Genomic DNA, 19,266 nt, shown 5'->3' with positions numbered 1-19,266 from the left:
GTGCCGGACGGCCGGGGCACGGGAGCCGAGCGGCCCCCGCGCCCCGTCGTCACAGGTCTCACCGGACCTCGAACGGCGCCGCCAGCAGGTCGGACTCGCGCGACGACGAGCCGACCAGCAGCTCGAACACGCCCGCCTCGACGCGACGGTCCCCGGTGGAGTCCACGATCGAGCACTCGGCGACGGGGAGGGTCAGGCTCACCCGGGTGGATTCGCCCGGTGCCAGGTCGAGCTGGCGGTGGGCCTTCAGCTCGCGGTCCGCCCAGCTCACACTGGTGACGGCGTCGCGCACGTACACCTGCACCGTCTCGCGGACCGGCCGGTCACCGGTGTTGCTGACGGTGACCTCGGCCACGATGTCGTCACCGGCACCCAGCTCGGTGCGTGCGAGCGCGAGGTCGGCGTACTCGACCGTCGAGTACGACAGCCCCTGGCCGAACGCCCACGCAGGCGTCTGCGTGAGGTCGGCGTACCGGTCGCCGTGCTGGCCGCGGATCTGGTTGTAGTACGTCGGCTGCTGGCCGACATGACGGGCGAACGAGATCGGCAGTCGACCCGCGGGCTCGATGCGCCCGACGATGAGCTCGGCGAGCGCCTGGCCGCCGAGCATGCCCGGGTTGGCGGCCCAGATCACGGCCGCCGCGTGCGCGGTCGACGCGCGGAGCACGAGCGGCTTCGAAGCGAGCAGGACCACGACGACCGGCTTGCCGGTCGCGATCAAAGCGTCGAGCAGGGCGTTCTGGCCGCCGATCAGCTCCAGCGTCGCCGTGGAACGGCCCTCGCCGACGAGCTCGATGCGGTCGCCGACCACCGCCACGACGACGTCCGACTGCTCGGCAGCCGCCACGGCCTCGTCGATCAGCTGCCGGTCGGGCGCGCAGGGCACGACCACCGGGGGCCGGGGCTGGCCGTCCGGGAATGTGCGGCCGGCCGGGTCGTCCTCCAGGGTCAGGATGTCGGCTCCGCGGGCGACGCTCACGCTGAGGCCGTCGATCGCGCGGAGCCCGTCGAGGACGGTCGTGATCATCTCGCGCGGCTGGCCGTCGAGCCATCCGGCCTGGCCCGAACCGCCGGCCCAGTCGCCGAGCTGCGTCTGCGCGTCGTCGGCCAGCGGGCCGACCAGCGCGACGCGGACCGGAGCAGCGGTGTCCGCCTGCAGCGGCAGCGTGCCGTCGTTCTCGAGCAGCACGAGCGAACGACGCGCGATCTCGAGGTTCAGCTCCGCGTGCTCGGCGCTGCCGACCACGGTGTCGAGGTCGGCGGCGGGCAGACGCGGGTCCTCGAACAGCCCGAGGTCGAACTTCAGGGTCAGGATGCGGCCGACCGCGGCGTCGAAGGCGTCGTCGTCGAGCAGCCCCTGGGCGACCGCTTCCAGAGCTCCCTCATAGAAGAGAGGAGTGGTCATGACCATGTCGTTGCCGGCCTTCACGGCGGCCGCGGCCGCGTGCGCGTAGTCGGGCTGCACCTTCTGCTCGTAGACCATGCGGCCCACGTTGTCCCAGTCGGTGATGAGGGTGCCGGTGTAGCCCCACTCGCCGCGCAGCACCTCGCTGAGCAGCCAGTCGTTCACGGTGATCGGCACGCCGTCGGTGCTCTGGTAGCCGAGCATGAACGTGCGGCAGCCCTCGCGGGCGACGCGCTCGAACGGCGGCAGGAACCAGCTGCGCAGCTTGCGCCGCGAGATGTCGGCCTCGCTCGCGTCGCGGCCGCCCTGCGTCTCGGAGTAACCGGCGAAGTGCTTGGCGGTGGCGAGGATCGCGGACGGGTCGTCGAGGCCGTCGCCCTGATACCCGCGGACCATCGCGCTCGCGAGCTCGCCGATCAGGTACGGGTCCTCGCCGAAGGTCTCGCTGATGCGGCCCCAGCGGAGGTCGCGTGCGATGCACAGCACGGGCGAGAACGTCCAGTGCACGCCCGTCACTGCGACCTCCTCGGCCGTCGCGCGGGCGACGCGCTCGATCAGCTCCGCATCCCACGACGCGGCCATGCCGAGCTGGGTCGGGTAGATCGTGGCGCCGGGCCAGAAGGAGTGCCCGTGGATGCAGTCCTCGCCGACGAGCAGCGGGATCCGCAGACGCGTCTCGGCCGTCAGCCGGTTCGCCTCCAGGATGCGCTCCGGGGAGGTGTGCAGGATCGAGCCGACGTGACGCCGCAGGACGTGGTCGCGCAGGTCGTCCCGCGCGTCCAGCTGCAGCATCTGCCCGACCTTCTCCTCCACGGTCATGCGGCCGAGCAGGTCGCGCACGCGCTCCTCCGTCGTCAGAGACGGATCCCAGTAGGGGGCGGTGCCGGTCGGTGCGACGTGCGAAACGGGCAGGGTCGAGGTCATTCGGTGACGCCTTCCGACGCGGTCGGGGGGATGGGGGCGGAGGCGCCGGTGCGCACCTGGGTGACGGTGGCGTTGATGTTCAGGCCCTTCTTCTTCATCGCGCGGGCGCGCTCGCCTGCGGAGCGCAGGCGCGGGTTGACGTACTCGTCGATGCCGAAGTTGACGAGCGAGAGCGCGACTCCGAGGAGGGCGATGCACAGTCCGGCGGGCACGTACCACCACCAGTAGTCCGGGAACGCGTTGTTCTGCTGCGCCCAGAAGAGCACGGTGCCCCAGTTGAGGTTCGACACCGGGATGACGCCGATGAACGCCAGGGTCGTCAGCCCCAGGACGGCGGCCGTCATGGTGCCGACGAAGCTGGAGGCGATGAGCGCCATCAGGTTCGGCAGCATCTCGACCAGGATGATGCGGTGCAGCGGCTCCCCGTTGGCGCGCGCGGCCTGGATGAAGTCGCGGTTGCGCAGCGACATGGTCTGCGCACGGAGCACACGGGCGCCCCACGCCCAGCCGGTGAGGCCGAGCACTGCCGCGATGACGATCAGCGGCGGGTCCTCGAACTGCGAGGCGATGATGATCATCAGCGGGAGGCCGGGGATGACGAGGAACACGTTCGACAGGGCCGAGAGCGACTCGCTCTTCCAGCCGCGCAGGTAGCCGGCGGTCACACCGACGGCGATCGCGACGATCGTCGCCATGATCGTCGCCAGGAACCCGACGACGAGCACGCCGCGGGTGCCGTAGACGATCTGGCTGAAGACGTCCTGGCCGATGTGGGTCGTGCCCAGGAGGTGCTGGAACGACGGCGGCTGCAGGGTCTCGTCGAGGTTCTGCGCCTGCGGGTCGTACGGGGCGATCCACGGTGCGAAGATCGCGACGAGCACGAACACGCCGAGGATGATCAGGCCCGTGGCGGACTTCGGGTTGCTGAACATCGCCAGCGACACCTTCAGCTGCGACCAGAACGTCTTCTGAGGAGCGTGTTCGGGGCTCTGCTGCGGCCGTCCGGCCAGCACGGCCGCGGTCTCGGGGGCGCCGACGCCCACGTGCTGCGTGACCAGCGGCGCGTTCTCGGCGGGAACGGTTCTTTCGGCGGGGGTGGTCATGTTCAGGCCTCCGTCTGACGGGTGCGCGGGTCGAGGATGGCGTAGGCGATGTCCGCGATGATGTTCGCGACCAGCACGGCCAGGACGAGGACGAGGAAGATGCCCTGCATCAGCGCGTAGTCCTTCGCGTTGGTCGCGTTGAGCAGCAGCAGCCCGATGCCGGGATACGAGAACACCATCTCCATCACCAGCGTGCCGCCGACGATGAAGCCGATCGCGAGCGCGAAGCTCTGGATCTGCGGCAGCACCGCGTTGCGGGCGGCGTAGCGCCAGAGCACGCGTCGGTTGGGCATGCCCTTGGCCTGCGCGACCGTGATGTAGTCCTCGTCGAGCACGGTGAGCATCATGTTGCGCATGCCCAGCACCCAGCCGCCGAGCGAGACGACCACGATGGTGGCCACCGGCAGGATGGCGTGCGAGACGACCTCGGAGATGAACTCCGCGTTCCAGCCCGGCTCCACGCCCACTTCGTACGCGTGCCCGGCCGGGAACCAGCCGAGGGTCGTGGAGAAGATCGCGATGAAGATCAGTCCGAGCCAGAAGTAGGGGATGGTGCCGAGGAACGTCGTGACGGGCACGAACAGGTCGAGCCTGCTCCCGCGCTTCCAGCCGACGACCGCGCCCAGGCTCGTCCCGATGACGAACGAGATGATCGTGGCGACGCCGACGAGTCCGAGGGTCCACGGCAGGGCCGAGGCGATCGCATCGCCGACCGGCGCCATGCCGGTCGAGATCGAGATGCCCAGGTTGCCGTGCAGGAGCATGTTCCAGTAGTTGACGTACTGGTCCCAGAGCGGGACCGACTTGTCCAGGCCGAAGAGCGCGCGGAGCGCCTTCTCGGCGTCCGGCGTCAGCTGGCCCTGGCTCCGCGCCATGAACGAGTCGACCGCGTCGCCCTTCATCAGGCGGGGCAGGAAGAAGTTGACGGTGATGGCCGCCCACAGGGTGAAGGCGTAGAACGCCACCCGGCCGCCGATGAAGCGCCACGGGATGCGCGAGCGGCTGCGCTCCGTGCGGGCGGCCGTCGTGCCGACGAGCGTCGGGTCGACCGAGGTCTGCGAATCGGCGCTCACTGCGCACCTCCCGAGGTCTGCGTGGTCAGTGGGGTCTGCGTAGTCCCTGCGGCCTGGGCGGCCAGCTCCCGGAAGTGCTTCTCCGGGTCGGGCGACGCGGCGCGCAGCTCGCGCGTGTAGGGGTCGGTGGGGCGCAGGATCACGTCGTCGGCGGTTCCGCGCTCGACGACCTTGCCCTGGTTGAGCACCATGATCTCGTCGCTGAAGTGCCGCGCCGTCGCCAGGTCGTGGGTGATGTAGAGGACGCCGAGCCCTTCCTCCCGCTGCAGGTCGGCGAGCAGGTTGAGCACACCGAGGCGGATGGAGACGTCGAGCATCGAGACCGGCTCGTCGGCCACCAGCAGCGCCGGCCGCGAGGCCAGGGCGCGGGCGATGGCGACGCGCTGACGCTGACCGCCCGAGAGCTCGTGGGGGCGCCGGTCGATCACGGCGTCCGCGTCCAGCCGCACGCGCAGCAGCAGCCGGCGCACCTCGTCGTCGACCTCGCGCTTGGGCACGACGTTGTCGAGACGCAGAGGACGCTCGATGTGGTGGCGGATGGAGTGGGAGGGGTTCAGGGAGGCGAACGGGTCCTGGAACACCATCCGCAGCTGCTGACGGTACGCGCGCAGCCGCTTGCCGGAGCGCGGGATCGGGACGCCGTCGAGCAGCACCTCGCCGCTCGTGGGGGTCTCCAGCTGGGTCAGGATCTTCGCGATCGTCGACTTGCCGCTGCCCGACTGCCCGACCAGGCCGAGCGTCTGGTGCGATCCCAGGGTGAAGCTCACCTCGTCGAGGGCCTTGAGCTGCCCGGCGCCGCGGACGTTGTAGATCTTGGTGACGTTCTTGAATTCGAGGGTCGTCATCGCGCGACCACTCCTCTCTCTCCGGTCAGGCGCGGGAACGAGGCGAGGAGCTTGCGCGTGTACTCGTGCTGCGGGTCGTTCCAGATCCGCTCGGCCGTGGCCAGCTCGATGATCTCGCCCTCGCGCATGATCGCGATGCGGTCGCTGATCTCCAGCAGCAGGGGGAGGTCGTGGGTGATGAAGACGACCGAGAAGCCGAACTCGTGACGGAGCTGCGAGATCTGCCGCAGGATCTCGCGCTGCACGAGCACGTCGAGCGCGGTGGTCGGCTCGTCCATCACCATCAGCTGGGGACGGAGGGCGAGCGCCATCGCGATCATCACGCGCTGGCGCATGCCGCCGGAGAGCTCGTGGGGGAAGGAGCGGAAGCGCTGGCCTCCCACCTTCACGATCTCCAGGAGCTCGACGACGGCTTTGCGGCGCTCGGTGCGGTTCATCTCGGGCCGGTGCACGATGAACACGTCTTCGAGCTGCGAGCCGATGGTCGCCACGGGGTTGAGCGCGTTCATGGCGCCCTGGAAGACCATCGAGATCTTGTCCCAGCGGAAGCGGCGCATCTGCTCGACGCCGAGGGCGTTGATGTCGACGTCGCCGCCGTCCTTGTCGTGGAAGACGACGCTTCCGTCGGTGATGACGGCCGGGGGGCGCAGGAGCCGCTGCACCCCGTAGGCGAGGGTGGTCTTTCCGCATCCGCTCTCGCCGGCGAGGCCGACGATCTCGCCGCGCTTGATGTCGAGGGTGACGTTCTTGACCGCCTGGACCGGCGGATCGACGTCGTACACGACCGAGAAGTCGCGCACCGAGAGAAGGGTGTCTGTCATGAGATATCGCTTTCGTGCTGACCGCGAAGCGGTGCCGACCGCCGAGCGTCCGGGGCGGAAGGGGGTCGAAACCGTCTTCCGCCCCGGACGCGTGTGGGGGATTACTTGCTCGCGGGCTTCAGCTTCATGATCACCTGCACAGCCGAGGGCTGCGTCGGGTCGGCGGTCGCGTACTGGTCGCTCTCGCTCGGCCATCCGACGTACTTGCGCGTGTTGTACTCGGCGAGCTGCGGGTGGGTTCCGATCGCGATGGCGGGGACGTCCTCCACGAAGATCTTCTGGATCTTGTTGAGGGCGGCGGTGCGGGACGCGTCGTCGGACGCCTGCGCGTACTCCTTGAGGAGGGCGGTCGCCTCCGGGTTGTTGTAGCGCCCGAAGTTGTCGGCGACCTTGCCGTCGGCGGCCTGGTCGAGGTAGGCGCCGTTCATGACGTCGTCGTAGATGTGCCACGGGTTCGAGCCGGAGCCGGTCCAGTGCAGCACGGCGTCGAAGTTGCCCGTCGCCACGTTGGTGGTCCAGGTGTCGGCGTCCGGGGTGGCGACCTTCGCGTCGGCGCCGAGCGTGTTCTTCACCTGCGTGGCGACCAGCTGGATGCCGGTGACGTAGTCGTTCCAGCCCTGCGGGTCCTGCAGGGTGAAGGAGACCGGGTTGCCGGACGGGTCGATCAGGGCGCCGTCCTTCCAGGTGTAGCCGGCGTCGGTGAGGACCTTCTTGGCGCCGTCGACGTCGACCGTGAAGTTCTGGTCCTTGTACTCCGGAGCGATGTACTGGTCACCGGTCGGCTGCGGGATGCCCGTCACGTTCTTGAGCTCGGGGCCGGCGTTGCTGCGGGCCTTCTCGGCGTGCGCCTTGCGGTCGACGACCATGTTGACGGCCTTGCGGAACGCCACGTTGTCGAACGGGGCCTTGGTCGTGTTGACCAGGATCATGTCCGGGCTGAGCACGTTGGCGCCCCAGAACACGTTGTGCTTCGGGTCCTTGTCGACGTAGTTCTTCTGGTAGTCGGTGATGAAGATCTGCGCCCAGTCGGTCTCGCCGTTCTGCAGACCGCGCAGGAGGCCGGTGTTGTCGTTGTACTCGAGGTACTTCAGCTCGCCCACCGGGACCTTGCCGCCCCAGTAGTCGGTGCGGGCCTTGAGCACGACGCCCTGCGACGAGAAGGTCTTGATCGTGTACGGGCCGGTGCCGACCGCGTCCTTGACCGCGTCCTTGGTCGGGTCGGCGATGCTCTTCCAGATGTGCTCGGGCACGATGGCCGTCTGGAGCACGTCGCCCTGCTTGACGAACTTCGACTCGGTGAAGCTGAGGACGACGTTGTCCCCGTCCTTCTTGACGTCGGCGAGCTTCAGGCCCGCGAGGTCGAGGGCGGGCGTGCTCTTGATGAGGTTGAAGGTGAAGACGATGTCGTCGGCGGTGAAGGGCTTGCCGTCGCTCCACTTGACGCCCTCGCGGGGCGTGACCGTCAGCTGCGTGTAGTCGGAGTTCCACTCGACCTTCGACGCGAGCCACGGGGTGGTCTCGTTCTTGCCGACCGGGTTGACCATGGCCAGCGGCTCGAAGATCATCCGGTTGTAGCCGAGCGACTGGCCCGAGCCGGTGGCGATGAACGGGTTGTTGATCTGCGTCGCCAGAACGGCTGCGCCGTCCGGCTTCGCGACGGTGATCGATCCGCCCGATCCGCTGGATGCGTTCGAACCGTTGCTCGCGCATCCCGTCAGCGCCAACGCGCCGACAGCGACGATCGCGGAGCCCGCGATCAAGAGCTTCCTAAGCCTCATTGCTTCTCCTTCGTGACGGCACAGTCCTTGTGCCTGGTGGTGCAGGGGTGTGATGGTGAACATAACTTGCTTACTGGTCAGAAAGCAAGTTAGCGTGAGGTTACTGGGTGGTAAGCTGCCACGCAACCACCACAAGCGAAAGAAGATGCGGGATGGCCACCACCGCCGGCACGGCCAACCCGCGCCCCGAGACCGAGCGCAAACGCAAGGACATCCTGCGTGCGGCCGTCGAGGTCTTCGGCACCAAGGGCTCCACCAACGGCACGCTCGCCGACATCGCCGAGCAGGTCGGGATGACCCACGCCGGTGTGCTGCACCACTTCGGGTCGAAGCAGAACCTGCTCCTCGAAGTGCTCGAGTTCCGCGACCAGGACGACGTCGCCCACCTCGCCGACCGGCACATCCCCGGCGGTCCCGCCCTCTTCACGCACCTGGTCCAGACCGCGTTCCGCAACGCCCAGCGCGCCGGGATCGTGCAGGTCTACACCGTGCTCTCGGCGGAGTCGGTCACCGACGACCACCCCGCGAAGACCTACTTCGAGGAGCGGTACCACACCCTCCGGCGCGAGATCGACGAGGCGTTCCGCGAGCTCTGCGCCCAGGAGGGCGTCACCGATCCCGACGCCATCGACAAGGCCGCCGCATCGATCCTCGCCGTCATGGACGGCCTCCAGCTCCAGTGGCTGCTCGAACCCGGCGCGATCGACCTCGCCGGCGCCAGCGAGTTCGCCATCCAGGCCATCGTCAACGGCGTGCTGCACCCGGGGCCGGAGCTGACCTCGTACGTGGTCGAGGGCTGACGCCGCTCGTCACGAGGGATCGCGTGCCGCGGGGGTGCAGCCGCACCCCCGCGGCGTGCGCCCTAGCCGGCCGAGGACGTCAAGAACGACAGCGGCAGCTTCTGGAAGTACAGACCGGTGTTCTGCAGCTCCCAGAGCACTCCGATGCTTCCGTCCGGCAGCACGGTGAGGCTGTTGTAGGCATAGCCGGCGGATCTGATGGCGCGGTTGTACGCGAAGGTGCTCCCGCCGTCGGCGCTGAGGCGCAGGACGCCGTTGTTGCGCCCCGGCCCTGTCGCATTCGCGAAAAGCACCCGATCCTTGCCGTCTCCGAGCGACGGGTAGTGGAACGCGGCGGTCTGCGAGAAGACGTCGGTCAACTGGCTGTTGTAGGCGACCTGCGACCAGGTGACTCCACCGTCCGCGCTCGTCGCCGTGGCTACCTTGCCCGTACCCGAGCTGTTGCGCATGTACATCAGCACGTCGCCGTTCGCCTTCTGGACGATCGAGGGCTCGTGAAGGCTGGCGCTCGACGTCGTCACCGTCTGCGACTGGATGGTCACACCGTTGAGGACCCGGCCGTCGTTCGGGGAGGAGCCGCGCTGCCAGGTGGATCCGTGGTCGTCACTGTAGACGACCGCCGAGGAGTAGACCCCCGACCCGTTGCTGTAGTACACGGGGAACTCGAGTCGACCGTTCGCCAGCTGGATTCCGTTGCCGGGACCGGTCCCCAGGAATTTCGTCCACGACGCCTTCACCGACGCGTTGATGTGCACGGGCTGAGACCAGGTCGCGCCATCGTCGTCGCTGTGCATCACGACGAGGTACGAGGTCCCGTATTCAGAGAGGCTCTGGTTCGCGTCGACGCCGTTCTTCAGATAGATGTTCCCGGCAGCAGCGCCGGAGCTGGTGACTGCTCCCGTCGCCATGTCGACCGAATAGCCGGTCGGGGTTCCCGTCGAGGTGTACACGGACCCATCGGAATGGAGCCCGTATGTCGCACCGGTTGAGTAGTTCACCAGCACGCGGTTGCCTGACGCATCGAATCCCGTCCCAGCCTGATTGTTCGGCTGTCCCCAGCCGCCGGGGAAGTGGTCGACCATCAAGTAGATGCGACCCGTCGACGCATCCTGCACCATGGCCGAATCGATCGCGCTCGCCCCGTTGGCGCCGGTGCCCGGGTAGTCGAGGATCGTCGTCGCCGCCGACCAGGTGGCACCGCCGTCCGTACTGCGTCGGATGGCGGTGTTGATGTCGTTCGGGGCGTCGCCGGCCGAGCTCTCCCGCTGGTCGGCTGACGCGAGCAGGGTTCCGGCGGACGTCGTCAGGAGCGCCGGGATGCGGTAGTTGGCCGATCCCGCGTAGCCGTTGTCGTACAACGCCTGAAACGTCGACGGGGTGGCACCGGCGAGGTTCTTGGCCTGACTGTCCGACAGAGCCGTCGAATAGGCGCGCACCCAGTTGATCGTTCCGCCGAAGTACCATTGGCCGCCGCCGTTGTCCGCGTTCCGGCCGATCCACATGCCGTTGAGCCCGCTCACCGACGAGAAGAACGCCGTTGAGGTCGATGCGGCCAGCCGGTAGCCGTCGGCGTAGATCGTCGTCCCGGCCGGACCCGCCGCGAGCACGACGGTGTGCGTCGCGCCGTCGTTGAAGCGTCCCGGCGCCGTCAACTGAGTGCTGTACGTCCCATTGGTCCGTGCTTCGAAGTACAGCGCGCCGTTGTTGAGGCTGACTGTGATGTTGCTGGACGGGTTGGTGGTGTCGGAGGCGCTGAGGATGGTGCCGGCCGCCGCGGTGCTCGTGCTGGCAAAGGAGGCGGCGATGCTCCCGGTGGCGAGGGAGGAGACGGCACCGAGGTCAGCTGTCTTGTCGATGTACGTGCTGGTGCCGTTGAACGACTGGCTCACCGGGTAGGACAGCAGGGCGCCCGGGGCCGCGCTCAGGGAGACGACGTCCGCGGCGGAGAGCGCGGACGCGTAGACCTTCACGGATGCGACAGTGCCCGTGAAGTACCACTGGCCACCGCCGCTGTCGACGTTGCGGCCGATCCACATGCCGTTCAGTCCGGTGACCGTGTTGAAGAACGCGGTCGATGTACCGGCGAACACCTGATATCCGTCGGCGTAGACGCGTGTTCCGCCTGATCCGACGGTGACGGCGGCGGTGTGCCACGCACCATCGTTGAAGGTGGCTGCGGCAGTCGGGTCGTCGGCGCTCGGATAGGTGAGGGTGGTTGCGAAGTCATTGGTCGTCGCGTTGTTCTGCCTCACCTCGAAGTGGAGCTTTCCGGCGTTGACGGACAGGGTGAGGTTGCTGGAGGGCAGCAACGTGTTCGCAGCGCTGATGAGCGTCATCGCGCTGCCGGCGCTCGTGGTCTTGAAGCGAACGACGATGCTGCCACTGCTCAACCCGCTCACGGCGGACAGGTCGCCGGTGTGGTCGGTGTACGTGGAGCCCGTGTAGGTGACGGAGGTGGAGTCGTCCAGCACCGGGGACGGCGGGGCCGCTGCCGCGGGTGCTTGAAGGGTGACGACGGTCGCAGCAACCAGGGTGGCGGCGACCAGGAGGGACAACGATCGAGGGTGTTTCATCAGCGGGCCTGCTTTCTACGGTGAACAGTTGCGTGATGGTGCGATCGGGTTGCCGGCGATGCCGACTAAGAAGGGCAGACATCCCAGGTGGGATGTCTAGACGGCGGGCTGCGCGCCATCGTCCTCTCCGCTCGACTCAGCTCTGTCGGCTCAGGCCGGCGAGGTGCGCGCGGATGCCATGGAAGTGGGCGTTCAGCCGCTCAGCCGTCAGCGCCTTGTCGCCGCTGCGGACGGCCTCGAGGATGAGCCGATGGGCGTGAGCGTTCTCGACGAGGCTGTGCTGCTCGACCCCGGCCTCCTCGTGGATCTGTCGATACACGTTCCAGAAGACCTCGAGCAGGTTGGAGAGCAGCTCGTTGTGCAGCGGCACGTACAACAGACGATGGAAGTCCTGATCCTCGTCGATGAACTGCTTGCCCTGCGCCGCGAGCGCCTCCATCGAACGCACGCGGCTCTCGAGCGCGAGCAGGTCGCCCTCGGTCATCGCGTCGATCGCCAAGCCGATGAGCCCGGACTCGAGGGCCTGCCGAACGTCCACCAGTTCGAGCGCTTCAGCTCCGCCGTGACGAAGCGACAACCGTCCGCGGAACGCCAGGCTCGCGCCGAGGGACTCGAAGCTGGTCGCGGCGACGAAGGTGCCGAAGCCGTGACGGATCTCTACCACACCGAGCGCCTGCAACACCTTGAGCGCTTCCCGTACGGTGTTCCGGCCGACACCGAGAGCGGCGCACAGCTCGTTCTCCGTGGGCATCGGATCGCCGACATCGAGGTTGCGGCTGAGGATGAGGTCCATGATGTCGTTCTGGAGGGTGCGCAGACGCTCTTGCGCCCCGAACCGGGCCAGCCTCGTCGCAGTCAGTTCGGTGGTCACCGTTCCCCCTCCAGATTCGTGTCGTTGTTCAATGTAACGGGTTCCCCGCCGCGGATCGCGGCATAGCAGGCTTCGGTCACGGCGAGACTCGCCCGCGCATCGAGCAAGGTGTAGCGGGGTGGACGCCCCGAGTCGAGAGCCCCGATGAGTTCGTCCAGGAACCGCTCGACGGCGACGATGGAGCTCGGGCCGCCGGCAGGTCGCGCCGATTGCCTGCCGTCGGTTCCGAACACGGAGATGGCCGGCTTGTCGTCGTCGGCGATCGCGTGCCCGTGCGACCCGAGCAGTCTGATGGAGCTCGACACCGGGCCGTGGCCCGGAGCGGCGGCGACCCGACCGAGGGTGACGGTCGCAGTGACGCCGTTCTCGAGCAGCAGGGAGACGACGGCCGAATCCTCGACTCCGGTCGCACGGTGCGCGTCCTGGAAGAGGGTCGCCGCTTCGGCGTACACTTCGACGACCTCGAGACCGGTGAGGTACCGGATGTAGTCGACAGGGTAGAGCAGGAAGTTCAGCAGCTCGCCCCCACCTGACAGGGTGGGATCGGTCACCAACTCGGGCCGCTCCACCGACGTCGAGAAGTGGGCGCCTGACGCGAACCATTCGACGTCCACGTGCAGCGGGAGCCCGATGTGCCCGGCGTCGACCCAGTTCCGCAGCCGCTCGACCGCGGGTGAGCGAAGCCGATTCACCACGGAGACGACGCGCCCCGAGCGCTCCTGGGCCGCACGAATGCGATCGGCCTCCTCGGCAGTGACTGCGACGGGCTTGTCCACGAGGACATCGACGCCCGCATCAAGCGCGTCGATCGCCAGCCGAGCGTGCCGGCTGGGTTCGCTGCACACCACGATCAGGTCGCACACTCCCGGCGCGAGCAGGTGCGCCGAGGAGATGAGCGGCAGTCCGTGGTCCTGCGCGAATCGACGCGTATCTGCGGCGACCCAGTCGGCGGCCGTGTCCGTTTCGGCGACACCGACGACGGTCGTGCGCGGATCTGCCTCGAAGGTCGGCAGGTAGGACTCGGCATGCCGGACGGCGGAGAGGAAGCCGACGCGGATCATGAGTGCACCTCCGGACGGATGTCGACCGGTCTCCCCGTGTCGAGCGAGAGTTGAGCGGCCAGGGCCGCGGCGAGCGCGGCGCGCACCTGCTCGGTGCGGACGATCGGCTCGGCTCCACCGACGACGTCGATCCAGTGGCGGAGCTGGCGGCTCATCGCGTTCTCGACCGAGGGCAGCGGGACGGCTGTCGCCGCCGAGTGGAGGACGGGGTCGTCGTCGGTCGAATGCGACACGGTGCCCTCGGTGCCCGCGACGACGATGCGTCGGAACATGTCGCGCGGCTGCGCGAGCGCGTATGAGATCTCGAGCGTGGCGAGGGAGTCATCGTCGAAGCGGACGATGAGCTGGAACGAGTCGTGGACCGGCATCCCGGCAGCGAAGCTCGGGAACGAGCGCGCGAAGACACGCACAGGGACGCGGCCGAGGAGCCACGTCACGGCGTCGAGCAGGTGTGTGCCGTTGTGGACGGGGTGGCCGCCGGACTGTTTCCGGTCCAGCTGCCAGCCTCGCCAGCCGGCGGGCCAGACGTAGCCGGTGTACCAGCTGATATGGGCGAGCCGCGGGCGTCCCACGGCTCCGTCGGCGATCGCGGCGGCGAGGGCGGCGACGGCAGGCTGGAACCGCACCGTCTGACCGACCATCAGGGTCGTCCCTGCGTCCGCGGTGGACCGGACCATCGCGTCGAAGTGCCGAAGCGTCAGAGCAGCCGGCTTCTCGACGTGCACGTGCTTCCCGGCTTCGCCCGCGGCGATCGTGAAGGGCGCGTGCGCCGGCGTGGCGTTGCAGACGTCGACTGCCACGACCGTGGGGTCCGCCAGGACGCGCCGGTAGTCGTCTGTCGCGATGGCGCCGGGTGCGAAGGCGGCGACCCGGCGCGCACGGTCGAGGTCGGACCCGTGCACGTATGCGATCTCAACGCCCGGAAGACCGGAGAGGGCGCGAACATGGTCCCCGGCGATCACCCCGGATCCCGCGATCGCGACCCGCGTCATCGCGCAACTCCCGCTGTGGAGAGCCCACTCGCCCGGATGCCGACCAGGGCCGCGGTGGCGGGATGCTCGGTCAGCGTGGTGGATGTGCCGGTGACGGCTGCAGCGACTTCGTCGAGCTCGCACGTGACGGCGGTTCGCATCCACAGCGGCCCGGGACCGCCGCTGTTGTAGGACTGCGACTTCACGGCCGACGAACGCAGGGACTCGTCGGCGGCCGGGTCGTCGAAGACTCCGGTCACCTCGACCGCGACGCCGTCGACGTAGCGGGTCACCGTCCCTGCCCGGAAGTCCGCCTCGACGCTCGCCTCGGTCCCCGAGATCCGGAACCACCATTCGGCGCGGTGCGCGGAGGTCGACACGCTGTGGCGTCCGAGCGCTCCCCCGGGCGTCGTCACCACGGTCACGATGTCGCTGTCGACCACGCCGTCGCCGTGAGCGACGGGCGCTCCTGACACCGAGAGCACCTGCGCCGGCTCGCCGAGCGTCCAGACGACGAGGTCCAGTTCATGGATCTCGTGAAGCAGCTCGCCTCCGCTGCGGCGACGGTCGAGCTTCCACCAGTCACCGGGATCGGCGGGAAGGTGCACCACCCGGCGGCGGGCGCCCGCCGCCTCGACGATGGTGCCGAAGTCGCCGCGCCCCGCCTGCGCGACCATCCGCCGAACCCCGGGGAACGACCTCATGACGTGTCCGACGATGAGCCGGCCTCGCGCACCGCGCGCGGCGGCGAGGATCGATCCGACGGACTCCTCGTCGATACCGAGCGGCTTCTCGACGAAGACGTGCTTTCCCGCGTTGAGGGCCGCGACCGCCGGTTCCGCGTGAAGGTGATTCGGGGTGGCGACGACGACCAGGTCGACCGCGTCGTCCTCCGCCAGCTCCGTGAAGCTTCCGCGCACGGATGCACTGTGGGCTTCGGCCAGGCGCCGGGCCGCATCCGGCATCGCGTCGGTCACTGCGACGACGGTGAACGCCTCGTGAGCAGCGCAGGCGCCGGCGATCATGGAGCCGAAGAACCCGGCCCCGACGATTCCCACCCGTATCGCTTCGCTCACGCTGCACCTCCGATCATCGCCGGCTCCGAGACGCCGACCGGGTGATAGCACCGCGCGATGTGCAGCGGGACGGTCTGGAACCGTGTCGCGGGCGGCATCTCGGTCGCACACGTCTCCGTGGCCTTCCAGCACCGTGTACGGAAGGGACATCCCGACGGCGGATGCACCGCGGAGGGGACAGGTCCCTCCAGGGTGATCGGCGCGACGTCTTCGACCAGGCTCGGCGTGGCCGAGAGCAGCGCTTCGGTGTAGGGGTGGCGCACCTCGGCGGGAACCGCGGCCGCCGGCGCCACCTCCACGATCCGGCCGAGGTACATGGTGACGATCCGGTCGCTCATCCTGCGGACGGTCTGAATGTCGTGCGAGATGAAGATCATCGCCAGCTCGAACTCTGCTTTCAAGTCCAGCAGAAGGTTGAGGATCTGCGCCCGGACGGAGACATCGAGCGCGCTGGTGGGCTCGTCCGCCACCAGGACGGACGGCTGGAGCGCCAAAGCGCGTGCGATCGCGACTCGCTGACGCTGGCCGCCGGAGAGCTGCGCAGGCAGCGCATCCGCCGCGCTCGACGGCAGGCCGACGAGGTCCATCAGCTCGGCGACACGGGCGGTGCGCTGCTTGGCGTCGCCGATCCCGTGGACGGTCAGCGGATCGCGCAGGATGCTCTTGACCGGCATGCGCCTGTTGAGAGCAGTCGACGGGTCTTGGAACACCATGCCGACGTTCCTGCCGAACTGGGTGCGCCGGTCCGATGCGGACATCCTCCACAAGGAGTCCCCATGGAAGAGCACCTCGCCGGAGGTCGGCTGCTGCAGGCCGACGATCGCTTTCGCCAACGTCGACTTGCCGCATCCGGACTCCCCCACGATCCCCACGGTCTCGCCGGCGCTCACGGCGAGGTCGGCACCCGTGAGGGCGTGCACGGTCTCCTTCGCGAACAGCTTGTCTCCACTGATGCGGTGCTGCACGTGCACGTCGCGCAGTTCGAGGATCGGGTCGCTCATGCCGGCACCTCCTTTCGTTCCAGCTGTGTGATCTGACGGGCAGGATGGTGGCAGGCCACTTCATGGACGAGGGCGGTCCCCTCGAGCAGTGGATCGTCTCGCCTGCAGATCGCTGTCGCGGCGGGGCATCGGCTCGAGAACCGGCAGCCTGCGGGGAAAGCGGCCGGCGATGGGACGACGCCCTTGATCTGCGTCAGCTCGGCGTCGCCGGACTCCAGGGAGAGCACCGCCGACAGCAATCCGCGTGTGTAGTGATGCGCTGGAGCACCGACCACCTCATGGATCTCTCCGGTCTCCGCGACCTGCCCGCCGTACATGACGACGACGCGATCGACGATGTCGGAGACGAGCGCAAGGTCGTGGGAGACGAGGATGAGCGCGAAGCCCAGCTCCTCCTTCAGCTGGAGCAGGAGTTTCATCACCTGCGCCTGCACGGTCACGTCCAGGGCGGTGGTCGGTTCATCCGCGACGATCAGCTTCGGGTCGCGGGAGAGCGCCATCGCAATGAGCACTCGCTGCCGCTGGCCTCCGGAGAGCTCGTGGGGATACGCCTTGAGCGTGCGGCCGGGATCGAGGTTGACCAGCTCGAGCAGCTCGGCCGGGGTGCGGTGCCCGCCGCGACGAGTGAGCTGGACGAGTTGCTGCTTGATCGTCATGGCCGGGTTGAGCGAGCTGAGGGCGTCCTGGTAGATCATCGACATCCCGCGGCCCATCAGCGCCCGGCGCTCGCCGCCGCGCATGCCGATCAGTTCCCGGCCGTCGAAACGGATGCTGCCCCCGACCCGCGCGCCACGCGGCTCGAGACCCATGACCGCGAGGCTGGTGAGCGACTTCCCGCACCCGGACTCGCCGATCAGGCCGAGGACCTCGCCGGGACGCACATCGAACGAGACGCCGTCGACGACGTTCACTCCGTTGTGGCGGTCGGCGAACGAGATGGTGAGCCCGTCGACGGACAGCACCGGCGCCACATCGGGGATCGGCCGCACGCGTCGCCGGATCCGCTCGCCGGCCTGGCGCAGGCCGGGGATCTCGGCCACGGCGCGCTCACCGCGATCCACGTCCTCCGCCTCCTGCGTGACGGCCTGAGCCGCGGCCTTGGAGGCCTTCGCCGAGGGAGCTGCGATCGCATCCGTCAGACCCTCGGCGAGCACGTTCAGACACAGGACCGTGGCGAAGATCACCAGACCGGGGAACAGAGTCGCCCACCAGCCACCGGTCAGCAGCAGGTTCTTGCCATCGGAGATGACGCTTCCCCAGGACGGGTCCGGTGGCTGCACCCCGGCGCCGATGAACGAGAGCGACGCCTCGAAGACGATCGCATCCGCGACCATCACCGTGGAGAAGACGAGGATCGGGGCGGCGATGTTGACCGCGACATGGCGGGTGACGATGAAGAACCGCTTCGCGCCGACGATCTGCTCCGCCGCGATGTAGTCCTCCCCGTACTGCGACTGCACGTTGGCGCGCACGATCCGGGCGACAGACGGCATGTAGAGGAAGCCGATCGCCAGGATCAGGACGAACACGTCCCGCCCGAAGACGGCGACCAGTACAGCGGCGAGAGCGATCCCGGGAAACGCCATGATGACGTCCAGCACACGCATGACGGTCTCGTCGATACCGCGGCGGCTCGTCGCGGCGAAGGCGCCGACGATCGCACCGGCGATCAGGGCGAGCGCTGTCGCTCCCAGCCCGATGGCGAGCGACCAGCGACCTCCATAGAGGAGGCGGCTGAAGATGTCGCGGCCCTGGCTGTCCAGTCCGAAGATGTGGGTGGCGCTCGGAGCCTTGTCTGCGGCGACCGTCTGCAGGTTGGGGTCGTACGGGGTGATCAGGGGCGCGAACACCACCGCGAGGACGATGATGGCCAGCACGGCGACGGCGATCCATGCGCCGAGAGTGAGCCGGCCGAAGCGGAGTCCGGGCCGGGAGAGTCGTTCGGAGAGGTTCTTGCGCATCAGTGGCTCGTTCGCAGTCGCGGGTTGGCAAGCATGGACAGGATGTCGACGATCAGGTTGATCACGACGAAGCCCAGAGCGATCGTGAGGACGACGCCCTGCACGATGGCGGGTTCGTTGTTCTTGACGGCCTCGATCATCAGCTGCCCCATGCCGGGAAGGTTGAACATCTGCTCGATGACCACGGCGCCGCCCAGCAGGTAGCCGATCCGGAGGCCGAGGACGTTCAGCGGGTTGATGAGCGCATTGCGCATCACATTGCGGCCGACGACGACGAAGGGCGGGAGACCGCCGCCACGGGCGGTACGCACGTAGTCCCGGTCCAGCTCCTCGACCATCGACGTGCGGACGATGCGGGTCATCTGCGCCGCCAGAGGAAGGGCCAGGGCCAGCGACGGCAGGGTCATGGTCATCAACCACCCGTAGATGGAGTCGTTCGGATTGACGTACCGGGAGGACGGGAAGATCGGGATGTTGATCGAGAACCACTGGACCAGCAGCAGCGCGACCCAGAAGGACGGCGCGGCCACCCCGCCGAGGGTGAGGACGCGGATCGCCTGGTCCGGCGATCGGTCCCGGAACACCGCAGAGATCGTTCCCAGGGTGAAGGAGATCACGATCGCGATGAGCAGCCCCAGGAAGGTGAGCTGCAGCGTCAGCGGAAGAGCGGTGGCGATCAGTGTGGTCACGTCCTGGCCGGTGGCGAGGCTCTTGCCCAGCTGGCCGGTGAAGATCATCCCGAGGAAGGCGAAGTACTTGACGAAGAACGGCTGGTTCAGCCCGTGCTCTTCGCGGAACTGAGCGAGCTGGTCCGGGCCCACGGGCGCGTCGGCGAAGACCGCGACGGCCGGATCGGTGGACGAGAACTGCATCACGGTGAAGACGAAGAGGACGATCCCGAGCAGCAGGGGGATCAGTGTCAGCAGTCGCCTGCCGATCATTCTGAGGACGACGGTCACGAACGGTTCCTATCGGTAAAGCCGGCCGGGGCAGCACAGCGCCT

The 19,266-nt window shown here is 68.3% G+C and carries 15 protein-coding genes; 1 reads left to right on the top strand and 14 read right to left on the bottom strand.

Features of this window, described 5'->3' with window-relative positions:
• Window positions 1-58 precede the first annotated feature (58 nt).
• The 6 genes from ACFVU2_RS06195 to ACFVU2_RS06170 all read right to left on the bottom strand — a co-directional run bounded on the left by ACFVU2_RS06195 (window position 59) and on the right by ACFVU2_RS06170 (window position 7,949).
• A complete protein-coding gene (locus tag ACFVU2_RS06195; RefSeq protein WP_387872172.1) occupies window positions 59-2,329 on the bottom strand; it encodes a glycoside hydrolase family 3 N-terminal domain-containing protein in 2,271 nt (756 codons plus the stop codon).
• On the bottom strand, window positions 2,326-3,432 hold the full coding sequence (locus tag ACFVU2_RS06190; protein ID WP_387872171.1) for an ABC transporter permease: 1,107 nt from the start codon (window positions 3,430-3,432) through the stop codon (window positions 2,326-2,328). The genes ACFVU2_RS06195 and ACFVU2_RS06190 overlap by 4 nt, the downstream gene beginning before the upstream one ends.
• Window positions 3,433-3,434: 2 nt before the next feature.
• Window positions 3,435-4,505 carry an ABC transporter permease gene (locus tag ACFVU2_RS06185; RefSeq protein WP_387872169.1) on the bottom strand — a complete coding sequence of 357 codons (1,071 nt, stop codon included), beginning with the start codon at window positions 4,503-4,505 and terminating at the stop codon, window positions 3,435-3,437.
• Window positions 4,502-5,350, bottom strand: a complete 849-nt coding sequence (locus tag ACFVU2_RS06180) for an ABC transporter ATP-binding protein (protein ID WP_387872167.1) — start codon at window positions 5,348-5,350, stop codon at window positions 4,502-4,504. Before ACFVU2_RS06180 ends, ACFVU2_RS06185 begins: the two co-directional genes overlap by 4 nt.
• Window positions 5,347-6,171, bottom strand: a complete 825-nt coding sequence (locus ACFVU2_RS06175) for an ABC transporter ATP-binding protein (RefSeq protein ID WP_387872166.1) — start codon at window positions 6,169-6,171, stop codon at window positions 5,347-5,349. The genes ACFVU2_RS06180 and ACFVU2_RS06175 overlap by 4 nt, the downstream gene beginning before the upstream one ends.
• Window positions 6,172-6,272: 101 nt before the next feature.
• Window positions 6,273-7,949, bottom strand: coding sequence for an ABC transporter substrate-binding protein (locus ACFVU2_RS06170; RefSeq protein ID WP_387872165.1), 1,677 nt, complete (start codon window positions 7,947-7,949; stop codon window positions 6,273-6,275).
• 152 nt (window positions 7,950-8,101) lie between these two features.
• Here ACFVU2_RS06170 and ACFVU2_RS06165 point away from each other — a divergent pair, with 152 nt between their 5' ends.
• Window positions 8,102-8,749 (top strand): TetR/AcrR family transcriptional regulator, encoded by a 648-nt coding sequence (locus tag ACFVU2_RS06165; RefSeq protein WP_387872164.1) that lies wholly within the window; start codon window positions 8,102-8,104, stop codon window positions 8,747-8,749.
• Between the two features lie 62 nt (window positions 8,750-8,811).
• Here ACFVU2_RS06165 and ACFVU2_RS06160 read toward each other — a convergent pair whose 3' ends face one another.
• The 8 genes from ACFVU2_RS06160 to ACFVU2_RS06125 form a co-directional block, all read right to left on the bottom strand.
• On the bottom strand, window positions 8,812-11,322 hold the full coding sequence (locus ACFVU2_RS06160) for an exo-alpha-sialidase (protein ID WP_387872162.1): 2,511 nt from the start codon (window positions 11,320-11,322) through the stop codon (window positions 8,812-8,814).
• Between the two features lie 136 nt (window positions 11,323-11,458).
• Entirely contained in the window at window positions 11,459-12,193 is a 735-nt protein-coding gene (locus ACFVU2_RS06155) for a FadR/GntR family transcriptional regulator (RefSeq protein WP_387872160.1), read from the bottom strand.
• Entirely contained in the window at window positions 12,190-13,254 is a 1,065-nt protein-coding gene (locus ACFVU2_RS06150; protein ID WP_387872158.1) for a Gfo/Idh/MocA family protein, read from the bottom strand. The genes ACFVU2_RS06155 and ACFVU2_RS06150 overlap by 4 nt, the downstream gene beginning before the upstream one ends.
• Complete coding sequence (locus ACFVU2_RS06145) at window positions 13,251-14,246, bottom strand: Gfo/Idh/MocA family protein (protein ID WP_387872156.1); 996 nt, start codon at window positions 14,244-14,246, stop codon at window positions 13,251-13,253. Before ACFVU2_RS06145 ends, ACFVU2_RS06150 begins: the two co-directional genes overlap by 4 nt.
• Complete coding sequence (locus ACFVU2_RS06140; RefSeq protein ID WP_387872154.1) at window positions 14,243-15,301, bottom strand: Gfo/Idh/MocA family protein; 1,059 nt, start codon at window positions 15,299-15,301, stop codon at window positions 14,243-14,245. The genes ACFVU2_RS06145 and ACFVU2_RS06140 overlap by 4 nt, the downstream gene beginning before the upstream one ends.
• The gene (locus ACFVU2_RS06135) at window positions 15,298-16,302 is read right to left on the bottom strand and encodes an oligopeptide/dipeptide ABC transporter ATP-binding protein (RefSeq protein WP_387872152.1); all 1,005 of its coding nucleotides are present in this window, start codon (window positions 16,300-16,302) and stop codon (window positions 15,298-15,300) included. Before ACFVU2_RS06135 ends, ACFVU2_RS06140 begins: the two co-directional genes overlap by 4 nt.
• Window positions 16,299-18,263, bottom strand: a complete 1,965-nt coding sequence (locus ACFVU2_RS06130; RefSeq protein WP_387872151.1) for a dipeptide/oligopeptide/nickel ABC transporter permease/ATP-binding protein — start codon at window positions 18,261-18,263, stop codon at window positions 16,299-16,301. Before ACFVU2_RS06130 ends, ACFVU2_RS06135 begins: the two co-directional genes overlap by 4 nt.
• Window positions 18,263-19,222 (bottom strand): ABC transporter permease, encoded by a 960-nt coding sequence (locus ACFVU2_RS06125; protein ID WP_387872149.1) that lies wholly within the window; start codon window positions 19,220-19,222, stop codon window positions 18,263-18,265. Before ACFVU2_RS06125 ends, ACFVU2_RS06130 begins: the two co-directional genes overlap by 1 nt.
• Window positions 19,223-19,266: the final 44 nt, after the last annotated feature.

Source organism: Leifsonia sp. NPDC058194 (assembly GCF_042883605.1).
Lineage (GTDB): Bacteria > Actinomycetota > Actinomycetes > Actinomycetales > Microbacteriaceae > Leifsonia.
The sequence above is the reverse complement of the archived record's forward strand: the minus strand, read 5'-3'. Positions and strand labels throughout refer to the sequence as shown.